A 23,851-nucleotide genomic window follows, 5' to 3' on the forward strand; every position below is an offset into this window, starting at 1 on the left:
AGCAGGGACATCTGCGCTCAAGCAGAACCGGCTACTGGGTCACTACTTCTTTCTTCTTGCTGCGGCCGCGCATCATCAGGATGCCGACCACCCAGCCGACCACAAAGATCATCAGCAGGGTGAACCAGAGCGGCGAGGTGACATCGATCCAGAAAAGGGTGATGGATGTCGAATCACGATTCTGGAGCACAAAGATAACCGCGATAATCGCAAGAATCAGGGCAGCCCAGCCCGCCGGCGAGACCTTGGAGAAGATGTTGGAAGACGACGTGCCTGCACTTTTGGACATATTTCGACAATAGTCGCCATACCCGACCATTCGGTACTGCTAAGAACAAAGAAGTCCCGGACTTGTCGTTGCCCAAGTCCTGTCGAGGTTGTTTCGCGCAGGCACCGGGTTAGGGTGGCGGAGTGCCCCATCCCAGTTTGCTCTGTGTCCATGCGCACCCCGACGACGAGGCGCTGTGGACCGGCGGGGTGCTGGCCCGATGCGCGCAGCTGGGCGGACGCACCGCGGTGATCACGTGTACGTGGGCGCAGGGCACATCTCGTGGCCTCGAGCTCGAAGCCTCCATGAAGCTGTTGAAAGCCGACCCTCCCCTGTTTCTCGGCTATGCCGACAGGCCGTTTCCCGAATCAGCACCCGATCAACCGGCATTCTGCGATGTGCCCTTCGACAAAGTGGTCGGAGAGGTTGTCGCACATATCCGCCGATTCCGGCCGGACACCATCGCAACGTATGACCCATTCGGCGTCTACGGGCATCCCGACCACGTGCAGGCGCACCGGGTGACCGTCGCCGCGATCGGCGCGGCCGCGTTCGGGCAGCTGTATCCAGAAGCAGGACCGCCCTGGCGTACCCGACTCCTCTATCTCTCCACGATGCCCCACTCACTGGCAAGTGTGCTGTGGCCTGCGATCCGAAAGGGCACAAGTCCGGCAGAGGCATTGCCGGGGGTTCCCGACCACACGGTGGACACCACCATCGATGTCTCGGATTGGCTCGACACGAAATGGAAAGCGCTTCAGGCTCATCGCACCGAGATGGACCGGGGCGGCGCATTGACGATGCTGGAGGACCTGCCCGAAAAGGACCGGCGCGAGGTGCTTCGCAACGAGCATTTCCTGCGAATGCCGTTGGCCGCAGACCCCCTTGATGCCCTGGATTTCTCCGGGCCGGCCGATTCAGTCGACGGACGTCCGTAGTCCGCTGGCCCGCAACACTTTTCGTTCAACACCGGCGCGAATGGACTCTTCCGTACCGATCAGCCGCACGTGGCCGCTGGCCCGGGTGATCGCCGTGTACAGCAGTTCCCGCGTCAGCAATGCAGAGCGATCCGGCGGTATGACCACCGACACCGACTCGTACTGCGATCCCTGGCTTCGGTGAATTGTCATCGCATACACCGGGACCGCTGCCACCAGTTGCGAAGGATGCAGCATCTTCACCTCCGTTCCTCGCCGGAACGCGACCATCAACCGTCCACCGCTGCTCACCACCACGCCGGTATCTCCGTTGAAGATGCCGGTGTCGTAGTCGTTGGCCGTGACCAACAATGGCTGACCCGGGTACCAGTCCTGCGCACCCGCAGTCGTCCCGATCCATTCCATCGCCTGGCGAGACCAGTGTTCGACGCCCGATGTGCCCTCCCGGTGCGCACACAGAAGACGGTGGGTATGCAGGCCGGCAAGGGCGGTCTGCGCGTCACCGCGGGCACCCGCACGTCGCATCTGTTCGGCCGTGGTGACGATGTCATCACGCACCGACGCCAGATCACCGGGATCGACCAACTCGAACTGGCTGTGCCCGGCCGCAAGCAGATCGATCACCGAATCGGCGTCGCCGTCACGAACCGCAGCGGCGAGGCGTTTGATCTGCTCGCCGAACCGGCGCACCTTAGTCAGCCTGATGACCCCTCCGGCCAACCGCGACCTCTCGTCGGCGTCAAGGGCATCGGGATCGCCGCGGTCGTCCACCAGATCCGGTTCGATAAGTGTCTTGAGTATCGGGTTGATCTGTTCGGTGACCGGCCGATAGACCAGATCGGCCAGCACGGCACCGGCATCAACCGAGGCGAGCTGATCGGGATCACCGACCAGGACCAACCGGGCCTGAGGTCGCAACGCGTCGAGCAGCCTCGCCATCATGGTCAGTGAGACCATCGACGTCTCATCGACAACCACCAGTTCATGTGGCAGCCGATTGCCCGAATCATGCGCAAATCGGCTGCGGCTCCCCGGTTTCCAACCAAGTAGACGATGCAGGGTCGTCGCGGAGAGGTCGGTGGGCAAGCCCAGTTCATCGGCCTGCGACCGCACCGATTCTTCCAGCTGAGCCGCGGCCCGCCCGGTCGGCGCTGCCAGCGCCACCCGCAACGAGGGGCCGTATTCGTCGAACATCAACGCCAATACCCGTGCAACCGTGTGGGTTTTGCCCGTACCTGGCCCACCGGCGATCACGGTGGTCCAACCGGCACTGGCCAAGGCGGCAGCAATTCTTTGCCGATCGGGTCCCTCATCGGGAAAGTGCCTCCGCAGACCGGTGAGCAGCCGATCGGCATTCACCTCCGGATGGCTGTGTGATCGGTCGTCGAGGAGTTCACGGATCCGCTGCTCCTGCAGGAAGTATCGCCGCAGATACAACAACGGGCCCTCGGGCGTCTGTGCCAGGTGCAGTGGACGCAGCGGCCCGGACGCCGAACCGGTGACCAGTGGACTGACCTCGAGTGCAGCGACGACCGCTGCCGCATCCGGCCACGGCAGCGAATCCGGGTCGACACCGAACTCGTCCTCATCGATGGCGACCTCGGACAGCCTGTTGACCTCGACACAGACCGAACCCAATCGCACGGCCCGGACCGCAAGTGCTGTTGCGAGCAGGACATTCGGATCGATATCCGCCTTGCTCAGACCCGCCAACCGCTGCGCCACATGCACATCTGCTGCACTGAGCACACCGGCGGTGTTGAACGGCACCAGTGTGGGATGGGCATTGACCGCAATCCGCGCGTCGTACTGCACCGTCACAGCTGCACTGTCCTTCCGGCGATCAGGTCTGAGACCGCGACGATCAGGGATGCCGGTGGATGCCATTGGAAGACACCACATCCGGCCGGGGTATCGGGCCCGATCATGCCCCGCACAAAGTGGTACTGGGCGCCGGCGAGGTGGACTTCAGGGTCGTACGCGGGCAGCCGCCACCGCAGATATCGGTGCAGGGCAACCGAATAGAGCAACGCCTGTAACGGATAGTGCGAGTTGATCATCTCGCGGGCCATCCGCTCGGGCGTGTAGTCGAGGGCACTGAGATCTCCGCGTGCGGTCCGGTTGGTCTTGTAGTCGACGATGACAAACCGGTTGCCGGGCAGTCTCAGGACAGCGTCGATACTGCCGACGAGATATCCGCGCAGCGGTGGCGCCTGCACGCCACGAAGGTGCTGTGGATAGTCGGCGAGCAGGTCGTCGGCAGCAAGATGGGTGTCCATCAGATCGCTGATCTCGCGCAGCGTGGTCGATTCGTCGCCACCGAGCGGGAACTCGAAGTCGAGCTCTGCCAACCGATCCCTGGTCGCCAGCCGCCCCAGGGTTGTCTCCGGCTGCAGCCCGAGGGGTGTCCGCAGGACTGCCAACAGTGCGGTCGCCAACACCTCGGGATCAGCCTCGGCCATCCACATGGCCACCGCTTCTCGGCAGCGCGTTGCCACCTCGGTCGCCAGGTCGTCGGCATCGGTGTCGATGACCTCGAGCACCTCGTGGACCAGGGTTCCGAATGCCGCACCAAAAGGCAGGGTGTTCATCAAAGAAGCATGCGGTAGGTCAGCGGACCCGTCGGCAACCGGGACGTCCAGCGGTTCGGCGACCTGCTCGTCGGTCTTGACCTCCGACTCCGGTTCACTGGCCACCGCCGGTTCATGATGCGTACCGGCGACCAACGCCGAATACGACGTGCGCCGCCAGGTGTGGTCGATATGGCGGGTGAAGCTCGCCACCGCCAGCTCGCCGGTTTCGGGCCGTTGCGGCACCCACGGGAGCTGCCCCTCTGTTCCGTAGTCGGCCGGTTCCACCCGCACCCGGTTACCCGCGGTCTCGCCCCAGGCCGTCAGGAATTGGCCGACCTTCGCGTCATCCGGCACCACCGGTCGCGGGTCGGGATTCGACCGATCGCGACTGAAGAGCAAGCGGTGCAGCGGCGACGACCGTGCCGATGTGCCCGGCGCCCACCACAACACGACCGCCGACGCCGCACGGGTCAACGCAACGTACAGCAGTCGTAGCTCTTCACCGTTGTCCTCGGTCGCGGAGGCCTCCCGGCGATCGCGGTAGCCGGGTGCATCCTTGCCACCGATGTCGAGCAGTCGTTTGCCTGCCTCGTCGTGGAGCAAGAACGTATCCGGTGAAGGATGTTGCGCGCCGTCCCAGCCATAGGGCACATAGACGATCGGGAACTCGAGCCCTTTGCTCCGGTGCACCGTCAGGAGCTGTACGGCCGCGGCGTCGCTGTCGAGGCGCCGGCTCTGTTCACCCTGATTGCCCGACGTCGGGTCGTTGATCAACTGCCCGAGCCTGCGCACCAGCGCGGTCAGACCCAAACCCTCTTCCACCACAGCGCGGTTGCAGAGCTGGGCCACATGGGTCAGATCGGTGAGCCGACGCTCCCCACCCACCACGGACAGCACCCGGCCGGGCACATCGCGGACTCCCGAGAGATGTTCGTATACGGCCGCAAAACCCGACTCGTGATACACCGCAACCAGTTCACGGATCAGCGCACTGATGTCGGCGGTCAGCCCGTCGGCACCGGAATCCAGTTCTGCGGCAGTCCATCCGAGCAGTGGCGTGAGTGCAGCCAAACGGATGCGCGCGGTTCGGCTGGGTTGTTCCATCGCCTGCAACAGCCACAACCAGTCGAGCGCGCCCTGCGTGCTGTAGACACTGGTACCACCCGCCAGCACAGACGGCACTCCCCTGCTGTCCAGCGCTGCCTGGATCATGGTGAGGTGCCGGTGATTTCGGACCAGGACGGCGATGTCGCCGGGTGCCACCGCACGTTCACCTCCGGTGCCACACAACGGTGTCCGGGAATTCAGGAGTCGGGTCAGGTCGGCGGCGACATCGTCGGCCACCGAACGTCGCAGGCGATCGAGCACCGGGAACCCGCTCTTGCCCAGCGGTCCGTGGCCTCTGCGGTTCAGGTATCGCAGTCGCAATGGGACCTGACCGGGCAATCTCGACTCGGTATGTGTGGCCCCGACCTCGTGGACCACGATCTCCGGACTACCGAGTGCCGCACCGCCATAGACGCGGTCGAGCGCCTCGACGAGGTCGGCATCACTGCGCCAGTTGGTTGGCAGTGCCTGATGGTTGTCGGCGGCCCGAACGGCTTCGAGGTAGCTGAACACCTCGGCCCCGCGGAACGCGTAGATCGACTGTTTGGGATCGCCCACCAGCACCAGGGTGGTGTGCCCGTGAAAGGCCAACCGGAAGATGGCCCACTGCACCGGGTCGGTGTCCTGGAACTCGTCGACCAGAACCACCTGGAATCGGCTCCGCACCCGACGACATGCCTGCTCCCCGTGCTCGGGGTCTTCGAGCGCATCACGCAGCAGGATCTGCAGGTCGTCGTAGTCGCGAATGTTCGTCTGCCGCTTACGGCGTTCCACCTCGACGATCACCGTCTTCGCGAAGTCGATCCGCTGATACTCGTCGGTGTCGGGGTCGGTGATCGGAGACAGCTTCGCCTGCCGCTGGAAGACCGCCTGCCGACAGAAGGAGTGGGCCTCGACCAGACTGAACGGCGCTGCGCCGTTTCCGCTGAACCGATGCAGGTACAGGTCGTCGGTGACCTCGGTGATCAGGTCACTGACATCTTCGACCAGGGTGATGTCGTTCTCGAAATCCCCGGCCACACCGAGTCCGTCGAGCATGCGACTGCAGAATGTGTGAGTGGTGGCGATGGTGGCCGCGTCGAAGTCCGATACCGCATCTGCCAGGCGCCTACGGCGAATCTCGACCTCGCCCGGCGATCCCGCGGAGAGCATCGCGGCCAGCGGGTCGTCCGAATCCCGCGCGGCCACGGGATCGGTCAGGGCCGCAGCGAGTCCGGTCAGCCGCAGTCGTGTGCGCTCACGGAGTTCGGCGGTCGCGAAGCGGCTGAATGTGACCAGCAGAAGGTCGGACAGCGGAACACCGTCGGCGACATACCGAGCAGCCAAACCGACGATGGCATAGGTCTTTCCGGTACCGGCACTGGCTTCGAGGACGGTGGTGCCGGATGGCAGCGGTCCGGTGATGTCGAACGTGACCGGCGCGATAGGGCTTTGGATCATGTCTCAGCGCACCTGTTCCGAATCCAGCAAGGGCGTCCACAAGCGCATCGCGCCTGCCGCGAAACGAGACCCCTGCTCATCCCAGTCCTTTTCCTCTGCGACCGCCCGTTCGGCGATCACTGCCGAGAACTCCCCCTCATGCAGGTACCGGACATAGACGTCCTGTGCGTCGCCGCCGAACTTGTTCATGAAGTTCTTGTCGGCTGCGTCCATGGCCAGAGCGGTGTCGTCGCCCCGGTGGCGACGGTCGGCGTATTCGGCAGCAGCGGCCGTCGGCAACGGAAGTGGCGACTGCAGGCCCCGATCGCGCAGGTCGACGATCTGACGCAGCACCGCAATCGGATTCGGCGGCGCAGCCAGTGTCGATCGCCGGACGCGGCCGTACGATCCGCGGCCGACGACAACGGAGCTGGTGACGTCGGACCCGGACGCCGCCAGCGCCAACAAGCCGACCCACGCGGCCAGTCGGTGTTTAGCCGCCAGCCGGGAGTAGATGGTCCGGACCAGCGTGCCGCGATGGACCGACGGGACGGTCCCGGTCAGCCGCCGGTTGTCGCCCAGATCGATGGTCACGTCGATCACGTCGGGATGCGCCTCATAGAGGGGTGCCGCCACAGTCACGAGCGACTCGACCAGACCGGAGATCTCTCCGAACACCTTCGCGCCCAAGAGAAACGGCGGCAGGGTTCCGCGCCGAAGTTCGGCACCGCGCAACGCATCCGCGTCTGCTCCACCGAGCCGGGCCTGCAGCATCCGATCGCCGATCGCCCACTTGCCGAGACCGTCGATGTCCGCGCTGAGCACGTCGTTGAGCTCTTCGTCGTCGCCTGGCAGGTACATGCCCAGCCGTTGGCGGCAGAATGCTCGCATCGGGTGCTCGACAAAGGCGATCAGGTCGGACAACTCCACATCACCGGAGGTCTGCGGCAGTGGCTTCGGCAAAAATCCGGGTTCGCAGACCTGAACCGATTGGGTGGCCACGGCCCCGGCAAGCGCCGTTCGATCGAAGCTGAGGGGGTTCTCGGCAGCGAAGTTCGCCGGGTCGAAGCCATGCAATGGATGTGACGTCGACACTGTCGAGCCATCGGCCAGCATCGCGTCTGCGGTGTCGAGCAGTTCGCCCACCGGGACCGCAGGCGGCCTGCGCAGACCGGTCACCGGATCGGTGCCGGTATACAAGATGATGAGCTTGTCGATCGCCGACATGGTCGCATCGAGTAGCAGCTGACGGTCCTCGCTACGGATATCCCGTTCTCCGACACAGGGATTGCGCGCCAGGATGTCGTCGCCGTTGATACCGCCGACACGGGGATAACTCTCGTCGTCGAGACCGAGCAAGATGACAACCCGATGCGGCACGGCCCGCATCGGGACCATCGTGCACACCGTCAGTTCGCCGGTCCGGAAGTTGGCCCGAGTCGGACGCCCGGCCAGCCGATGCGACAGCATGGCCCGGATGTCGGCGAGCCGCACTGTCGTATCGCCACCGTGTTCGGTGGCCGACGACAGTTCGCGAAGTGCCTGACTCCGCTGCCACGCATCGGCGGGACGCACCGCGGTGAGCAGATCCAGTGCAGTGGCCAGATTTTCGGCCCACTGCGTTGCCGGACGTGGACCACGCAAACTGGTCAGCGCGGTATCGAGCCGGCTGATGAACTCGGCGAATCTGCCTGCCAACTCGACGTCGGCACTGTCCACGTCATCAAGCGGTAGCGCGGTGTCGAGCCAGCCCAGTTCGGTCTCGTCGGCGGCCACACCCAACAGGATCCGGTCGAGTCCGGCGTCGAAGGTGTTTTGCCGAAACCCTCCCAGCCCGAACGGTTTTCGCTGGTTGTCGTTGATACCCCAGCGGGCTCCGGATTCGGCGGTCCATTGCCGCAGGCGTTCGAGGTCGTCGTCGCCGAACCCGAATCGGGTCCGCACCGGCGGCGTGTCGAGGAGGTCGAGTACTTCACTTGCCTTGACCCGGCCACCGGCCAGCAACAGCAGTTCGGTCATCACATCCAGGAGCGGGTTGGTCTGACGCAGTGCGCGGTCGGCCAGGCGAACGCGCAGTTCATGACCGGGATGCGCATGACTGACCTGGCCGAATGCGGCCCGGATCAGCGGTGCGTGGGTTTCGACGTCGGGGCACATGACGATCACGTCGCGCGGATCAAGTGTCGGATCGTCTTGGAACAACCGCAGCACGAGTTCGCGCAACACCTCGACCTGGCGCGCGGCACCGTGACAGGAATGGACCTGAACACTGCCATCTGCCTGCCCGTCGGGTTCCGCGATCCGGTCGGCGCGAAGCGCATCCTGCAGACGCTCGAGATGCGTACCACCACGGGCGTGTTCATCGGCGTGATGAACATCGTCTGCGGCAACGGCGGAGAGGTTGATCTGGAGTTCGCGAACCTCACGGGACAACGACGCCAGCAATGGATGTTGGATGTCGCGCACCACAACCTCGCTGCGCCGGATCGGCGCAGACTTCAACTGCAGTTTCTGCCACATCACCGGACTGGCATGTGGCAGAAAGAGATTGATGTCGCGATGCGCACCGAGGGCGGCCAGGACCTGCAACTGCTCGGTACTGAGACGGGTGACACCGAACAACGCCAGCCGCTCCGGCAGATCCACCGCATCGGACCGCTCGAGAAGTACCGCACAGACCTGTTCGAGACGTTCGGGCGGACTCGGTGAATCGATGCGCTCGCGAAGAAGTCGCCACAGATGCGCCTGCCACCGTTGATCGGGATCAAGTCGTGCACCGGCACCGTCGGTGTCGTTTCCGTTGTGCCAGTCGATGATCATCTGCGGTCGGTGGGTTCCGTATCCCCGGAACAAGGCGGTGAGGTGCTCGGCCGTTCCGTATCGGCGCCCGATCCGGAACCCGGGGGCCCTGGTGCCCGCTTCGGCACTGTGACCCAGGTGCCGGGCCAGGATCGCGCAGGCCGGATCATCGACGGCATCGTCGATCACCGACAGCAACGTCCAGAGCATCCGCCCCGTCGACCACGGGTCGTTGTCGAACTGCCCGGATTCGACACCACTGACCTGCGCCATGACGTCATCGACCAGCGAGGCCGGATGCGGAAAGAGTATGTTTGCCGCGATACCGTCGGCGCCGCCGGGGCCGGTTGCACCCAGCCGGGTCGACAACTGCTGCGTCAGCCACCGTTCGACACCTTGCGCAGGTACCGCAACCAGCTCTCGAGCGAATGGATCCGACGGCGCGGTCGTCAAGATGTCGGCGAGCGCGGCCACCAACGTGCTGGTGCGCTCGGCGCGGTGCAGTCTCAGCACGCAGGGCCCCTTCCGATTGTCATCCCCGGTGTATCACGGATGCCCGACACCCGAGGTGACCACGAGACGGTGATCAGGATCGGCGGCGCAGTGGAACGGGATCGGCGGACTTCGATTTCAGGAACACCCGCATCTCATCGGAGATCGGCAAAACGTCGCCGGTTTCGGAATGCACTGCCACCACGGTTGTCTCACAGAGGGCGACAACCTTGCCGTCTACATCGCTGAGCGAACTTCCGAAGTCGAAGGACGAGCCGCCGAGCCGACTCACCCACACCCGCGCCGTAACCGGCTCGGGGGTGTAGATCAGCGGCTTCACGAACTCGATTTCCTGACGTGCGATGTGAATGGCGACCGCGCCGTAACCGTCGCGGATCCAGCCCGACACCGCGCGCACGCGGGCCTCTTCGAAGAGCCGGGCGTATTGCACGTTGTTCACGTGGCGGTTGAGGTCCATATCGCCCCACCGCAGTTGCAACGAGACCTCGGTAACGCCTGTCGTGTCACTCACCGGTGCCACAGTAGTGGTGACAATCCTCAGAAGTCGAAGCGGGTCTGCCCGTGTGGATCCTTCTCGAACGCGAATACTTTCAGTGGTGTGACGCGGTACACCAGAGCAAAATCGTCGCCGGTTCCGAAACCACCCTCAGAGGGTTCAAACGCCCACGCGTCCCCGTATTTGTCGAAGTAGGCCTTGGCAATCGCAATCAGCTCCGCCTGATCGGTGACCTGCTGCGAGGTGCCCTCGATCACCACATCGCAGCCGCACTGCCAGGTGTTCACCCCGGTCGTCACACTGACCTGATCGTTGACCGCGAGATTGTGAACCTTCTGCTCATCGGGTCCGCTACAGAAGTAGAAACGGTCGCCGGACCACACCCCGACCAACGGCGTGCCATGCGGTCGGCCGTCGCGGCGGACCGTTGTCACCCAATACAACTCGGCCCGCTCCAGGATCCCCGATATCTGTTCCCAGTCGGCGGCAACAGCCCCCGAACGACTGAAACGATCGTCGAATCGTGCAGTCGGGTGAGCTCCCATGGTGTCTCCTCAGTCGGACATCCCTCTGACATACCGACCATGGCCACACCGAAAATTAATCGTTGGTCTACTCCGCTCGCCCTACGTCGCGCCGCGCACCGAGAAGACCCGTGCCCACAACCGGACCGGAAGCAGACGCGCCACCTTCATCAACGCGGCCATCGGAACCGGGAAGACGATCTCCATCCGACCACGCTCCAGACCCCGGCAGATCGATTCGGCGGCTTCGTCCGCTTCGATGAGAAACGGCATGGGAAATGTGTTCGACTCCGTCAGACTCGTCTTCACAAAACCCGGGCAGACCGTCACGACACGGACACCCTTCCGGCGAAGCGCAACACGCATGCCTTCGAGCATGTTGATCTGCGCGGCCTTGGTGGCGCCGTAGGCCTCGGCGCCGCCCAGTCCGCGATAACCGGCCACCGATGCGACACCGACGATCGTGCCTGCGCCCTTCTCCACCATCTGCGGAAGTACCGCCCCGACGCAGTTGTTCATGCCGAGCAGATTCACCTGCACATGGCGCTCGAACAGGTCGCGGTCCCACTCGGCGGCGTCCATCTGTTCCCAGAACCCGGCATTGATGATCACCACGTCGATATCGCCCAGGGCCTCGCGCACGTGCGCGGCCGCCGAATCGACCGAGTCACGGTTGGTGACGTCGGCAACCGCGACGGTCATCGCCGATCCGGCCACCTCACGCAGTTCGGTGTCACGGCGCGCCGAAATGGCAACGTGGGCACCTCGTTTGACCAGCGCCCGGGCGGTTGCCGCGCCGATACCGCTCGACGCACCGATCACCCAGACCCTTTTTTCGGCCAGGTCTGTTGTCATGTTCAGATCACCTCTGCATCCGTATCTGGCTGACCTGGAGGTAGTTCGAGGCAAATCCGGCCTCGCAGTACGCCAGGTAGTACTCCCACATCCGCATGAAGGTTTCGTCGAAACCCAGCTGCATCACGGCCTGCCGGTGCTGTGTGAACGACGACCGCCACCGGCGGAGTGTCTCGGCGTAGTCCTGACCGAAATCGTGATGCTCCGTGACCCGCAAGGTCGTGTGCTGCGCCAGCGTCTTCTCGATCGCCTCGAACGATGGGATCAGCCCGCCGGGGAAGATGTACTTCTGAATCCATCCAAACGACCTGCGGGTGGCCAACATTCGTTGATGAGGCATCAGAATTGCCTGGATGGCAACCGTGCCGCCTGGCGCCAACAGCGAATCGATCTTGCCGAAGTACGTCGGCCAGAACTCCTCGCCCACCGCCTCGATCATCTCGACCGAGACGATGGCGTCGAACTCGCCGGTCACCGCCCGATAGTCCTGCAGCCGAATATCGACCATGTCCATCACACCTTCGGCGCTGACCCGCTCCTCGGCCATTTCGAGCTGTTCCCTCGACAACGTCACCGTGGTGACATGCGCGCCACGTCCGGCGGCCCTGATCGCCAGCGCTCCCCAACCGGTCCCGATCTCCAGAACCCGACTACCGGCCTTCACACCGGCCTGATCGAGAATCGCGTCGAGTTTGCGGTACTGGGCCTGCTCGAGGTCCTGTGAGGCCGGTGGACCTGCCGGGTCGAACATCGCAGAGCTGTAGGTCATGGTCGGATCGAGGAACGTGGCAAAGAGGTCGTTGCTGAGGTCGTAGTGGGCGCCGATGTTGCGGCGCGAACCCTCGGGGGTGTTCTTGTGACGGTGCGGGATCTTGGTATCGACGAAGATCCGCAGCTTCCACCAGGGTTCCGGGACCAGCGACGTCAGGCGCGCCGCGAACGGCGTCAGCGCCTCCCCCAGGTCGCTGCCGTCGGCGACCCGCCAATCGCCCGCCATGTACGCCTCGCCCAGCCCGATCTTGGGGTTGTGGCCCATCCGTTCGTGCAAGGCCTTGGGGCGAACGACCTCCAGGCGCGGGCTGGACGCATCGCCACCGCCGCGGATGGTGCCGTCGGGATAGCTGACCTGCACCGGCGTGCGCCGGACGGCCTGGTTGACGAACAGCTGGGCAAAACTCGCCAGGAAACAGACCCCGCCGAGGATCGGTCGCCGTAAACAGAAAGGCTCGGCGAGTTCGGGTAACTGCGCCGGCTGCGCCAGTTCGGACATCAAACTCCTTCGGGCGGGGTGTGCGCGGGCCGGGCGCGGACCGGGAGGCGGCGAAGCCACAGCCACAAGCCATGCATCGCGATGAGCGCAGAAACACGCTGCGGCATGAACGGATTGGTGATCAGGGTGCGGATCAGTAGACGCGGCGTGTACGCGGCCGGGCGACCGTCGAAGCTCGCGGTGAACATCGACGTGCCTTCGCGCAGCAGGCTGATCGAGACGCCGACAGACTCCGAATCGAGCCGGACATTTATGTCGTAGTCGCCGGAGACGTCGTTGAACGGTGAGACGTAGAAATGCTTCGGCACCTGCGTTCGCAGGTCGCCGGCTCTCGATTCTGGCGGGGATTGAGGTTCGAGCAGATAGGCGGTGCGCTCGCCGTAGGTGTTGTGCACCTCGGCGACGACACCTCGCAGAGTGTCTCCCGAATAGCACCAGAACACGGTCAACGGATCGAAGACGTACCCGAGCACCCGAGCGTTCGCCAACATCAGCACCCGCCCATCCGGACCGAGGTCGACACCGCGCACTGCCAGGTAGTTCGCCACATTGCGTTTGATTCGGAGTAGTTGGGCAGTCGGATCGGACATTTCGGCAATCGGTCCCGGATCTCCGAGGTGGTCCTTGGCATAGATGCGGGCAAAGGGGCGCAACCCAGCGGGAATCAGCGGTGGCTCATCCAGGTCGACCAGCCATTGGTATACCCGGTGATCGAAACCGTGCCGCAGAGGTGTTCGCCGCACGTGCCGCACCCGCCCCGGCACCAGCGCCGGCGTGGGTGGCAGCACCGCCTCGGCCCTCATTCCCAATCAGCCCCGAAATGCGCTGCGGCCGCGACACCCGAGCGAACACCGTCCTCGTGGAAGCCCCAGCCGTGATAGGCGCCGGCGAACACCGTTTGCGGGGTGGACAATTCCGGCAACTGCTTCTGTGCGGCAACAGCTTCCGGCGTGTAAACGGGATGTGTGTACGCCATGGTCGCGATGATCGAGTCCGGTTTGATCCGATCCCGGCCGTTGAGTGTCACGTAGTACTGGGTGGGTCCGGGTAGACCCTGCAGACGGTTCATCCAATAGGTCACCACCGGCGGTGCGTCGGCGCCGGCCACCTCCGGTGTGAGGTAGTTCCAGCTGGCGCCGGCCCCTGTGACGGTGGGCATCAGGGAAGCATCGGTGTGCAGGATCGTGTCGTTGGCCGCGTAACCGAAGGTCCCGAGGACTCGCTTCTCGGCTCCCGACGCATCTGCCAGCAGGTCGAGGGCCTGATCGGCATGCGTCGCGATCACCACCCGGTCGAAAACCCGGTCGGGGCGACCTGTCGCACTGATTCGCACACCGTCGTCGCCGCGCTCGATACGCGTGACAGGGGCGCCTGTCGTGATGTCGTCGAGGGTCGCTGCGATGCGGTCGACATACGTGCCGGAACCCCCACGCACGGTGTACCACTGCGGCGAACCCTTGACGGTGAGCATCCCGTGGTTGTCGAGGAAGGCGAACAGATAGCGCGCCGGGTAGTCGAGGGACCTCGCCGAACCGGTCGACCACACACACGACACCAGCGGGATCGCGAACATCCGGATGAAGTGGTCAGAGAATCCGTGCCGGGTCAGGAATTCGCCGTAGGTACTGAGGTCGTCGTCATCGGCGTCCGCGAGGTGTGTTGCGGCGACTCGATGAAAACGCTTGATCTGCAACAACATCCCCACAAACCGAGGATCGAGGATCCGGCGCTTCTGGGCGAAGATCCCCGGCAACCCGCGACCACCGGCGTACTGGACACCAGAGGGCCGGTCGTTGATGCTCATGCTCATCTCGGTCGGCGCCACATCAACTCCCAACTCCGAAAAGAGCTTTCGGAGCAGCGGGTAGGTGTCGTGGTTGTGGACGATGAATCCCGAATCGACACGTACGGCCGCATGCCCGGAGCCCAGCGTATGGGTGTGGGCATGACCACCGAGGCGGTGATCGCTCTCATAGAGCGTCACTTCATGGTCCGTGCGGAGCAGATATGCGGCGGTGAGTCCGGACACACCGGACCCGACTACAGCCACCGTCGTCATATGAGGACTCTTCGAACGCCGCACCACGTCAGTGTAGGTGCTCCACCTATCACACAAGCTCGGCTTCAATCGGTCACCGGTACGCCGCTCTCACCCAATGCCTCCCACCAACCGCCTCGGAGAATGTAGGGTGCCACGCAAGCGCGCTTTCGAAACGGGGAAATTGTTGATCATCGAGACCGACCGCCTGGTGTTGCGGCCGGTGTCGCACCGCGACACCGACCAGCTTGTGGAACTCGACCGCGATCCAGCGGTGATGCGATACGTGACCGGTGGTACGCCGACCCCTCGCGAGGTGATCGAGGAATGGACGATCCCCCGAGCTGTGGCCGAGGCGACACATCGCAGCGGTGCCGGACTGTGGGTCGCCCTCGACCGGCTCGACCTGGTGGCGGCGCGTTCGGTGGGCCACCCCGAGCCCGCCAGCAGTTTCGTCGGCTGGTTCGCCGTCCGCGCACCTCGCCACTCACCCGAATCAGAGTTCGAGCTCAGTTACCGACTGCGCCGAAGTATGTGGGGTAAGGGGTTGGCAACCGAAGGTGCCCGCGCCCTCGTCCGACTGGCGTTCGACGATTTGAAGGTCAGCAGACTCTTCGCAGGCACGATGGCGGTCAACATCGCGTCCAGGCGGGTGATGGAGAACTGCGGCCTGCGCCTGGTCCGTCTGCACGACTGCGCCGACACCTCGATCGCCGGGTCCGAACGCGGCGAGGTCGAGTACGAGATCCTCCGCACCGATTGGGAATCAAACAACTTCGCGTGGGCGCAGGCAGCGCGCACCAGCACGCATCTGATTGCCTGACCGGCTGTCTTCACCCGACGATGCGGTCGGGTACACCTTGGCGCGACCAAACACCGGCCACCAACTACCGTAGGCATGGTGCGGATCCCACCACTCCCCAGAGATCCCGGCCGCAATTCGCCAATTGACAGGAGATGGTCATGAGCAAGGAGACTGCAGTTTCGACCCGCCACAAGGTGGTGGTCATCGGCTCCGGCTTCGGTGGATTGTTCTCGACTCAGCACCTGAAGAAGGCCGATGTCGACGTCACCTTGATCGCGCGCACCACCCACCACCTCTTCCAGCCGATGCTCTATCAGGTCGCGACCGGCATCATCTCCGAAGGTGAGATCGCTCCCGCCACCCGCGTCATCCTGCGCAAACAGGCGAACGCCAAGGTTCTGATGGGCAACGTCGAGAAGATCGACCTCGAGAACAAGGTGGTCACCTCACGCCTCCTCGAGCGCATCACCGAAACCCCGTTCGACAGTCTGATCATCGCGGCCGGTGCTGATCAGTCGTACTTCGGCAACGATCACTTCTCGCAGTTCGCACCGGGCATGAAGACCATCGACGACGCCCTCGAACTGCGCGGTCGCATCCTGGGCGCCTTTGAACAGGCGGAACTGTCCGACAACCACGAGGAACGTGCCCGGCTGCTGACGTTCGTCGTCATCGGGGCGGGGCCGACCGGTGTCGAATTGGCCGGGCAGATCTCCGAGATGAGCAACAAGACACTCAAGGGCGCCTTCCGCAACATCGACCCCACCGAATCCCGGGTGATCCTGCTCGACGCGGCGCCTGCCGTCCTCCCGCCGATGGGCGCCAATCTGGGCAACAAGGCCGCCAAACGCCTGGAGAGCATGGGTGTGGAAATCCAGCTCAACGCGATGGTCGTCGACCTCGACTACGACGGTTTGCTGGTCAAGGAGAAAGACGGCACCACCCGACGCATCGAATCGCAGTGCAAGGTGTGGTCGGCCGGTGTCGCGGCCAGCCCGCTCGGCAAGCAGCTCGCCGAGCAAAGTGGTGTCGAACTCGACCGCGCGGGCCGCGTCAAGGTGCTGCCCGACCTCTCGATTCCGGGCAACCCGAACGTCTTCGTCGTCGGTGACATGATGTCGGTCGAAGACGTTCCGGGTATGGCGCAGGGCGCCATCCAGGGCGGCAAGTACGCCGCCGACGCCATCAAGGCCGGGCTCGCAGGCAAGACGCCCGAAGAACGCGAACCGTTCAAGTACTGGGACAAGGGATCGATGGCCACGATCTCGAAGTTCAGTGCCGTCGCATCCGTCCCGGTACCAGGATTCAAGAAGAACATCGAGACCGAGGGTTTCTTCGCCTGGCTCGGCTGGCTGCTGCTGCACCTGGTGTACATCGTCGGATTCCGCAGTCGACTGAACACCATCGTCGACTGGTCGTTCGCCTTCATGACCCGCGGCCGGTCGCAACTCACCATCACCGAGCAGCAGACACTTGCCCGCAACGCGCTCGACCGCCTGGCCCAACTCGAAAAGGCTCAGAACAAGAGCGACGCCGCCGCCGGACCGCCCAACAGCAAGCCTGTTCTGTCCGATCCGGTGCCCGCCACCGACAAAGAGCTGACAGATACAAAAACATCGGGCACGCCCGAAGGCACAAAGGCTTCAGGCACGCCCGAAGGCGACGCCAAACCAGCCGCCAGCTGATTCAGCCGACCGCCAGCTCGCCGGCAAGACGCTCCGCCTGGGGCATCGTGTCGGCGAGCACCGTGGTCAGACTTCCGCCCGCCGCCGGCCGCAACCGGGTGGCCGCCGCGGTGGGATGGACCACGTCTGCGCGATCGTCCGGATAACAGAATTCACTGATCAGCACGGTCGGTGCCCCCAGTCGATCGTGGGTGGCCTTGCCGAGTCGAAGCTGGTGCCGAACGGCCGTAGTGCCGTCGACATCGACGCTCAATCGCCCCGCCCAGGCACCGTCGTCCTCACCGAACCGGCCGATCTGCACACGCTCACAGATCCGGACCGACCCGGACCCTGCGACCGACACCGTCGTGTTGCTGTGATGGACGGCATGCGCCGCGACGATCGTCGGTAGCGGATCGATCACCAGCTCGGCGCCGTCGGCTACGCAGATGTGCCAGTTCAGCTGCGACCGCGGCTCCCCGCGACTCGGTAGTGCCAACGTGGCAGCCACGCTGAACAACGTCAACCGCGACCCGCACCCGACATCCACATGGATGTCGATGGTGTCACCGCCGAGCGGGGTCGCAGCCGTCGAGATCAGGTGCAACACGTCGACCCCGGTCTGACGCGCGGCCAGGCCGCCCCTGCTCCGGATGCGCGGAGATCGCCCCTTCGCCGTCTCGAGATATACCTCGGTATGCATCGACAGGTCAGAGTGCCGCGGCCAACTGCTCCCGGACCCAGCGCAGTACATCGGTCGCGGCCGGATCGTCGGTCAGCGAGATCAGCACCGTCGGCCGACCTTCCCGCACCCGCTCGGCGTCATCGCGCATCACCTGGAGGTTTGCCCCGACCATCGGTGCGAGGTCGGTCTTGTTGACTACCAACAGATCCGAGAACGTCACGCCGGGACCACCTTTGCGTGGCACCTTGTCTCCGCCTGCCACATCCACCACAAAGATCTGGGCGTCGATCAGACCGGTCGAGAATGTCGCGGTGAGGTTGTCGCCGCCGGATTCGACGAGGATGAGATCGAGCGGCGGGTTGGCCTCGACCAGGTCGTCGATGGCGTCGAGGTTTGCGGTGATGTCGTCGCGGATGGCGGTGTGCGGGCACCCGCCGGTCTGGACCGCGGTGATCCGCTCGTCCGGCAGCACGGCGTTGCGACGCAAGAAATCGGCGTCCTCGGTGGTGTAGATGTCGTTGGTCAACACGGCCAGCGACAACTCGTCTCGCAACTGCCTGCACAGTGCGGCAACCAGTGCGGTCTTACCGGAGCCGACGGGGCCGCCGATGCCGATGCGCAGCGCCTCGCCCGGCACCCGATCCCGTTTCGGCCGGGCATGGTCGTGCGTATGCGGCGCTCCGTCGATCAGATGCGGTGGCAAGAGCTGTCTCCCTTTTCGTCTGCGTGATGGTTGTCTGCTGCGTGATGGCTCGGTCCATCGGTGGCGGTCATGACGCGAAAAGCGGCATCGGCCGGAGTTCGTGCCGCTGGGCAAGTACATCAAGAAATGGATCGGACAGGTCGGCCAGCCCCTGCGCCGCCTCTGCCGCCGTCTGCTCACACAAATCCGTCAGCTGCACACCCAACAGGGCGACGTCGCCGGGATCGAGCGCCAGCAACCGCTGACCAGCCGTCGCAGATCCGGTCATGGTTGTGTAAATGAGCACCATCGCACTCTCATGCGGGTTCAAACCGGCTGCCCGCGCCACCTGACCGGTCACCACCGGTAGATGCGGTCGCGCCGGGTGCAGGCCCCAATCATGCTGGGGCCATATCTTTTTGCCCAAGCGCAGCATGCCGCGTCCTTGAGCCCGGGAGGCACGCCTGGCCGCAGCCGACGGCGTGCGCGCATCAGCTTCCACCTCGGCCTGCGCAACGTCGATGGTGCCTGCGACCACTGCAGCGGTGATCGATGCCGCAACCAGACCGGCGGTACCGACCCGGCGCACCAGGAAGTCACGGAGGGTGTCGAGGTCGCGAACCGAACCGGAACTGATCGCCTCTTCGAGTCCTCCGGAGTGAACGTGACCACCCACCGGCAGGCGTGAGTCGGCCAGGGTCAACAGCATTCCCAGATGCCTGGTGGCTGAAAGACTCTCGGGTGAGGTCATCAGAACATGAAATATCGCTGAGCCATCGGCAGAGCGCTCGCGGGTTGCTGATCCCAGACCTCGCCGTCGATGGTGACGGTGAATGTGTCGGGGTCGACGCGGATTTCGGGTTGCGCACTGTTGCGGGGCATATCGGCCTTACCGATGTGACGCACATTCTTCACCGGCACAAGTCGGCGGTCGAGCCCCAGTCGATCCGGAAGCCCGTCCTCGATCGCCTGTGGCGCAACAAAACTCAACGATGTGGCAGCCGCAACACGCGCGGAGGCACCGAACATGGCCCGGGGCAACACCGGCTGCGGCGTCGGGATCGATGCGTTGGCATCACCCATGGCGGCCCACGCGATCGCACCACCCTTGATCACCGCATGCGGCCGGACACCGAAGAACGCCGGTTCCCACAGGACCAGATCGGCGAGCTTACCTACCTCGACAGAACCGATTTCGTCGTCCAGACCGTGCGCGATGGCAGGACAGATCGTGTATTTGGCCACGTACCGCTGGGCTCGCTGATTGTCCGCGGCCCCGTCCCCCGGCAACGAACCGCGCCGCGCCTTCATGACGTGCGCGCTCTGCCATGTACGCAGGACCACCTCACCGATCCGGCCCATCGCCTGCGCATCGGAACCGATCATCGAGATCGCACCCATGTCGTGCAGCAGATCCTCGGCGGCGATGGTCGATGGCCGGATCCGACTCTCCGCGAACGCAAGATCCTCCGGGACACTGGGATTGAGATGGTGGCAGACCATCAGCATGTCGAGGTGTTCATCGAGGGTGTTGATCGTGTGCGGCCGCGTCGGATTCGTGGAACTGGGCAGGACGTTCGCGTAGGACGCCACCGTGATGATGTCCGGCGCATGGCCGCCGCCGGCACCTTCGGTGTGGTAGGCGTGGATCCCGCGTCCGGCGATCGCTGCGAGGGTCTCCTCGACGAACCCGGCCTCGTTGAGGGTATCGGAGTGCAGCGCCACCTGGACACCGGATTCATCGGCGATGCGCAGGCAGGCATCGATGGCCGCCGGGGTGCTGCCCCAGTCCTCGTGGAGTTTGAAACCCGAAGCGCCGGCGCGCAATTGCTCGCGCATCGACTCAAGGCTGACGGTGTTGCCCTTGCCGAGCAGCACGATGTTGAGCGGCCAATGATCGGTGGCCGACAACATCGAGGCCAGGTGCCAGGCACCCGGCGTGACAGTGGTCGCCTTGCTGCCCTCTGCCGGCCCGGTGCCACCACCGATCAGGGTGGTGATGCCGTTGCCGAGTGCCTCGTCCATGATCTGCGGGCAGATGAAGTGCACGTGGCAGTCGATACCGCCTGCGGTGATGATCTTGCCGTTGCCTGCGATGATCTCGGTGGACGGGCCGATCACGAGGTCGGGGTGTACGCCGTCCATCGTGTCGGGGTTGCCCGCCTTGCCGAGTGCGACGATCCGTCCGTCACGAATTCCCAGGTCTGCCTTGATGATTCCCCAGTGATCGAGGATGACCACTCCGGTGATCACCGTGTCGGGGGCACCATCAGCACGCGTCGCGCGGCCTTGCCCCATCGACTCGCGGATGACCTTGCCGCCACCGAAGACCGCTTCTTCACCCGCACGCCCCGGACCACCCGAGCGGTCCTCGGTGACCTCGATCAGCAGGTTGGTGTCGGCCAGCCGAATCCGGTCACCGACCGTGGGGCCGTACAGCTCGGCGTAGCGCTCACGACTCAACGATGCCATCAGGCGTCCAGCCTTCCTGGCGGGTTCGACGAGATTCCATGTACTTCGCGCGTACCGGCGATCGGGACCAGCTCAACAGTTGCCGACAGTCCCGGCTCGAACCGCACAGCGGTTCCGGCGGGGATGTTCAGCCGTCGGCCGAACGCGAGTTCACGATCGAAATCGAGTGCGGCATTGGACTGCACAAAATGCACATGACTGCCGATCTGCACCGGACGATCGCCGCTGTTGACCACCACGACCTCGAGAACGTCAGCACCCTCATTGAGGATGATCTCACCTGGGGCACAGAGTATTTCACCTGGTATCAGGTTTTGCTCAGCCATCATCGGTCCTGTCACGAAATCGGATTGTGCACGGTGACGAGTTTGGTGCCATCCGGGAATGTGGCCTCGACCTGGACGTCATGCAGCATCTCGGGGATACCGTCCATGACCTGCGCGCGCGAGAGGACCTCGCGACCCGATGACATCAACTCGGCAACCGAGCGACCGTCGCGGGCACCTTCGAGGATGTGATCGGTGATGACTGCAACCGACTCGGGGTGGTTGAGGAGCAGGCCGCGTCCCTGTCGCCTGCGGGCGAGTTCGGCTGCGTACGAGATCATCAGTCGCTCTTGTTCATGCGGCGACAGACGCACGGTTTCCTCCTCGATGGCACAGCCGACGGACAAGTATGTCCGACACATACTGCCACGCAGACCTTTGGGCGGCGCGGCGAGCATTTCACGAACCGGTTTTCGGGACCGGCGACGCCGGCCGCGAAGGCTATCCGCGCACCGGGATGTCCTCGCCACAACATCGCGAACTCGGGGGTGGCCTTCTTGACGACCGCTGTCAGGCAGGGTCCGGCCATGATTCATGTTCCAGCCCTTCCGGATTCCGGAAGTCGCTGCCAAAGGCGTGTTCGGCGGGTGAGGCCGCCGGGCCCACCGATCAGCGCAGCACGCCACCACTTTGGCGCAGTGCCGCCAGTGCATCGGCCGAACATCGCGGACCGACTGCGAGAACATCGGCTTCGGTGAAAGCACCGGCCGCGAGTCCACGCAGGATCACCAGGGCCAGCGACTGCGCAGTTGCCGGCTCGTCGATGAACTCCGAACTCTGCCGGTCGAAATACGCCTGCAACCGCGTCGTCGCGGGCGGCATCGCCTGGCGGAAGAACGCGAACACCGCGAGCCAACGCGTCACCAGGTGACCGGGGTGCATGTCCCAGCCCTGATAGATGCCGTGTTCAAGTCCACGGGTCACAAGCCGGTGATGCCGACGTAGCGCCGCGTCGACCACCTCGGGTGCGCCCACCGGCGCGATCTGGGTCGAGCCATCGGAAACCCACACGCCCGTCTGCGCCGCCGCCACCAACATGACCGCCTTGGCATGGTCGGCAACAGGATGTTCGAGCGACTGCTGCGCCGAGACGATGCCGCACGCCGCGCTGTAGTCGTAGGTGCCGTAGTGCAATCCGGTCAACCGCTCGCCACCGCGATGGATCGCGTCCGCAATGGTCGCCCGGCCATCGGCACCCAGGACCGCCTGAGGGCTCTCGATCTGCAATTCGAACCGGAGTACCCCCGTCGGCAACCCGTGCGCCCGTTCGAGTTCCTCACAGATCATGAGCACCGCATCGACCTGCGCCGCGTGCCGCAACTTCGGCACGGTGAACACAAAACCGGCCGGAACTCCCCCGGCGCCGTCCAGCACCATCTCCAGCGACCGGAGTCCGCGGGGCCGCTCGGCGACACCTAGGCCCTTGCATCGAACACCGAAAACGCGAGGTGCGGCGTCGCCCGCAACCGCCCAGCGCGCGAGGGTTCGTCCCGCAGCGCGGGCATGTTGGTCCTCGACCTCGTCGGGTCGCCATCCGTAGCCGTCCTCGAGGTCGATCCGCAGATCCTCGATGGGCCGGGTTGCCAGGCGGTCCCGGACAAGGGGCATCACGGCGTGCACATCCAGATCGGCCAGGACCTCCTGCGCACCATCGGCGATCCGAAGCGCTTCAGCGCCCCAGGCCGCCGGGGTGTCGACCTCCACATCCCCGGCACCGACGTAGACGGTATGGGCCGGCTGCTGCTGCAGTAGGCGGTCGCCGGCGAAATCCCTATCCAGTTCGGCATCGACGGCGCCGAGCACCGCATCGATACGTGCCCGTGCCGGTTGCGACATACCGATGTGGGTCGGTCGACTCCCCTCGGTCATGGGTTGCCTCAGCCTTCGGTGATGTTCTGGAGCCGGACACGTCCCTGAGCGATCAGCTTTCCGTTCTCGTCGGAGATGTCGACCTCCCACAACTGCTGGCGCCGGCCCCGGTGGATGGGCTTCGACTTCGCGGTCATCGCCCCGGTTGTCACCGCACGCAAGAAGTCCGTGCTGTTGTTGACGCCCACCACATGACCCTGCGCGGAGACGTTGGCGTTCAACCACACCTGGCCAGACATGCTCGCCACCGATTCGATCACCGAGCAATAGACACCGCCGTGGACGATGCCGAACGGCTGCAGGAGCTTGTCGGTGATCGTGAACTCCGCCGAAACCCCGTCGGCGTTCGCCTCGACGTAGTGGACTCCCAGTTCGGCGTCGAACCCTCGGGCCGTCCAGGTGGTCGGATCGAACGAGCTCGGATCGGTTGTATCTGTCACGGAACAGATCTCCTCTACGACGGGCCGCGCTTCGAGAACGCAGCGATGCACCCTCGAGTTTGTCAAAGTTTCGCCGCGACCGCCCCAGAGGGTTCGCCGCCTCGATTC

The 23,851-nt window shown here is 64.5% G+C and carries 21 protein-coding genes; 3 read left to right on the plus strand and 18 right to left on the minus strand.

Features of this window, described 5'->3' with window-relative positions; genetic code table 11:
- Window positions 1-31: 31 nt before the first annotated feature.
- Complete coding sequence (locus AC1TPF_RS19670; RefSeq protein WP_482139645.1) at window positions 32-289, minus strand: LapA family protein; 258 nt, start codon at window positions 287-289, stop codon at window positions 32-34.
- A gap of 122 nt (window positions 290-411) precedes the next feature.
- On the opposite strand from AC1TPF_RS19670, the gene AC1TPF_RS19675 reads away from it, so the two are divergent.
- Window positions 412-1,206, plus strand: a complete 795-nt coding sequence (locus tag AC1TPF_RS19675) for a PIG-L family deacetylase (protein ID WP_482145046.1) — start codon at window positions 412-414, stop codon at window positions 1,204-1,206.
- Here AC1TPF_RS19675 and recD read toward each other — a convergent pair.
- From recD to AC1TPF_RS19720, 9 genes are all read right to left on the minus strand, one after another.
- Window positions 1,186-3,027, minus strand: coding sequence for an exodeoxyribonuclease V subunit alpha (gene recD, locus AC1TPF_RS19680; RefSeq protein WP_482145047.1), 1,842 nt, complete (start codon window positions 3,025-3,027; stop codon window positions 1,186-1,188). The genes AC1TPF_RS19675 and recD overlap by 21 nt on opposite strands.
- Entirely contained in the window at window positions 3,024-6,326 is a 3,303-nt protein-coding gene (locus tag AC1TPF_RS19685) for a UvrD-helicase domain-containing protein (RefSeq protein WP_482145049.1), read from the minus strand. The genes recD and AC1TPF_RS19685 overlap by 4 nt, the downstream gene beginning before the upstream one ends.
- A gap of 3 nt (window positions 6,327-6,329) precedes the next feature.
- A complete protein-coding gene (gene recC / locus AC1TPF_RS19690; RefSeq protein WP_482145050.1) occupies window positions 6,330-9,617 on the minus strand; it encodes an exodeoxyribonuclease V subunit gamma in 3,288 nt (1,095 codons plus the stop codon).
- Window positions 9,618-9,690: 73 nt separating this feature from the next.
- The gene (locus tag AC1TPF_RS19695; RefSeq protein ID WP_482139650.1) at window positions 9,691-10,128 is read right to left on the minus strand and encodes an acyl-CoA thioesterase; all 438 of its coding nucleotides are present in this window, start codon (window positions 10,126-10,128) and stop codon (window positions 9,691-9,693) included.
- 26 nt (window positions 10,129-10,154) lie between these two features.
- Window positions 10,155-10,658 (minus strand): pyridoxamine 5'-phosphate oxidase family protein, encoded by a 504-nt coding sequence (locus AC1TPF_RS19700; RefSeq protein WP_482139651.1) that lies wholly within the window; start codon window positions 10,656-10,658, stop codon window positions 10,155-10,157.
- A gap of 81 nt (window positions 10,659-10,739) precedes the next feature.
- Window positions 10,740-11,492: an SDR family NAD(P)-dependent oxidoreductase gene (locus AC1TPF_RS19705; RefSeq protein ID WP_482145051.1), complete on the minus strand. Its 753-nt coding sequence runs from the start codon at window positions 11,490-11,492 to the stop codon at window positions 10,740-10,742.
- A 7-nt stretch (window positions 11,493-11,499) separates the two neighbouring features.
- Complete coding sequence (locus AC1TPF_RS19710; RefSeq protein ID WP_482139653.1) at window positions 11,500-12,762, minus strand: class I SAM-dependent methyltransferase; 1,263 nt, start codon at window positions 12,760-12,762, stop codon at window positions 11,500-11,502.
- Window positions 12,762-13,550, minus strand: a complete 789-nt coding sequence (locus AC1TPF_RS19715; protein WP_482145052.1) for a DUF1365 domain-containing protein — start codon at window positions 13,548-13,550, stop codon at window positions 12,762-12,764. The genes AC1TPF_RS19710 and AC1TPF_RS19715 overlap by 1 nt, the downstream gene beginning before the upstream one ends.
- Before the next feature lie 11 nt (window positions 13,551-13,561).
- Window positions 13,562-14,821 (minus strand): NAD(P)/FAD-dependent oxidoreductase, encoded by a 1,260-nt coding sequence (locus AC1TPF_RS19720; protein ID WP_482145053.1) that lies wholly within the window; start codon window positions 14,819-14,821, stop codon window positions 13,562-13,564.
- A 130-nt stretch (window positions 14,822-14,951) separates the two neighbouring features.
- On the opposite strand from AC1TPF_RS19720, the gene AC1TPF_RS19725 reads away from it, so the two are divergent.
- A complete protein-coding gene (locus AC1TPF_RS19725; protein ID WP_482139656.1) occupies window positions 14,952-15,623 on the plus strand; it encodes a GNAT family N-acetyltransferase in 672 nt (223 codons plus the stop codon).
- Window positions 15,624-15,757: 134 nt separating this feature from the next.
- Window positions 15,758-17,290: an NAD(P)/FAD-dependent oxidoreductase gene (locus tag AC1TPF_RS19730; RefSeq protein WP_482145054.1), complete on the plus strand. Its 1,533-nt coding sequence runs from the start codon at window positions 15,758-15,760 to the stop codon at window positions 17,288-17,290.
- Between the two features lies 1 nt (window position 17,291).
- On the opposite strand, the gene AC1TPF_RS19735 is transcribed toward AC1TPF_RS19730, so the two are convergent.
- The 8 genes from AC1TPF_RS19735 to AC1TPF_RS19770 all read right to left on the minus strand — a co-directional run bounded on the left by AC1TPF_RS19735 (window position 17,292) and on the right by AC1TPF_RS19770 (window position 23,743).
- Window positions 17,292-17,972 carry an urease accessory protein UreD gene (locus AC1TPF_RS19735; RefSeq protein ID WP_482145055.1) on the minus strand — a complete coding sequence of 227 codons (681 nt, stop codon included), beginning with the start codon at window positions 17,970-17,972 and terminating at the stop codon, window positions 17,292-17,294.
- 7 nt (window positions 17,973-17,979) lie between these two features.
- Window positions 17,980-18,657: an urease accessory protein UreG gene (gene ureG / locus AC1TPF_RS19740; protein ID WP_482139659.1), complete on the minus strand. Its 678-nt coding sequence runs from the start codon at window positions 18,655-18,657 to the stop codon at window positions 17,980-17,982.
- A 67-nt stretch (window positions 18,658-18,724) separates the two neighbouring features.
- Window positions 18,725-19,387 carry an urease accessory protein UreF gene (locus AC1TPF_RS19745; protein WP_482139660.1) on the minus strand — a complete coding sequence of 221 codons (663 nt, stop codon included), beginning with the start codon at window positions 19,385-19,387 and terminating at the stop codon, window positions 18,725-18,727.
- On the minus strand, window positions 19,387-21,108 hold the full coding sequence (locus tag AC1TPF_RS19750; RefSeq protein WP_482139661.1) for an urease subunit alpha: 1,722 nt from the start codon (window positions 21,106-21,108) through the stop codon (window positions 19,387-19,389). The genes AC1TPF_RS19745 and AC1TPF_RS19750 overlap by 1 nt, the downstream gene beginning before the upstream one ends.
- The gene (locus tag AC1TPF_RS19755) at window positions 21,108-21,437 is read right to left on the minus strand and encodes an urease subunit beta (protein WP_482139947.1); all 330 of its coding nucleotides are present in this window, start codon (window positions 21,435-21,437) and stop codon (window positions 21,108-21,110) included. The genes AC1TPF_RS19750 and AC1TPF_RS19755 overlap by 1 nt, the downstream gene beginning before the upstream one ends.
- An 8-nt stretch (window positions 21,438-21,445) precedes the next feature.
- Window positions 21,446-21,748 carry an urease subunit gamma gene (locus AC1TPF_RS19760; protein WP_482139662.1) on the minus strand — a complete coding sequence of 101 codons (303 nt, stop codon included), beginning with the start codon at window positions 21,746-21,748 and terminating at the stop codon, window positions 21,446-21,448.
- A gap of 295 nt (window positions 21,749-22,043) precedes the next feature.
- The gene (locus AC1TPF_RS19765; protein WP_482139663.1) at window positions 22,044-23,303 is read right to left on the minus strand and encodes a DUF6986 family protein; all 1,260 of its coding nucleotides are present in this window, start codon (window positions 23,301-23,303) and stop codon (window positions 22,044-22,046) included.
- Between the two features lie 8 nt (window positions 23,304-23,311).
- Window positions 23,312-23,743, minus strand: coding sequence for a PaaI family thioesterase (locus tag AC1TPF_RS19770; protein ID WP_482139664.1), 432 nt, complete (start codon window positions 23,741-23,743; stop codon window positions 23,312-23,314).
- Between the last annotated feature and the right edge of the window lie 108 nt (window positions 23,744-23,851).

Source organism: Williamsia sp. Y853 (genome assembly GCF_056786495.1).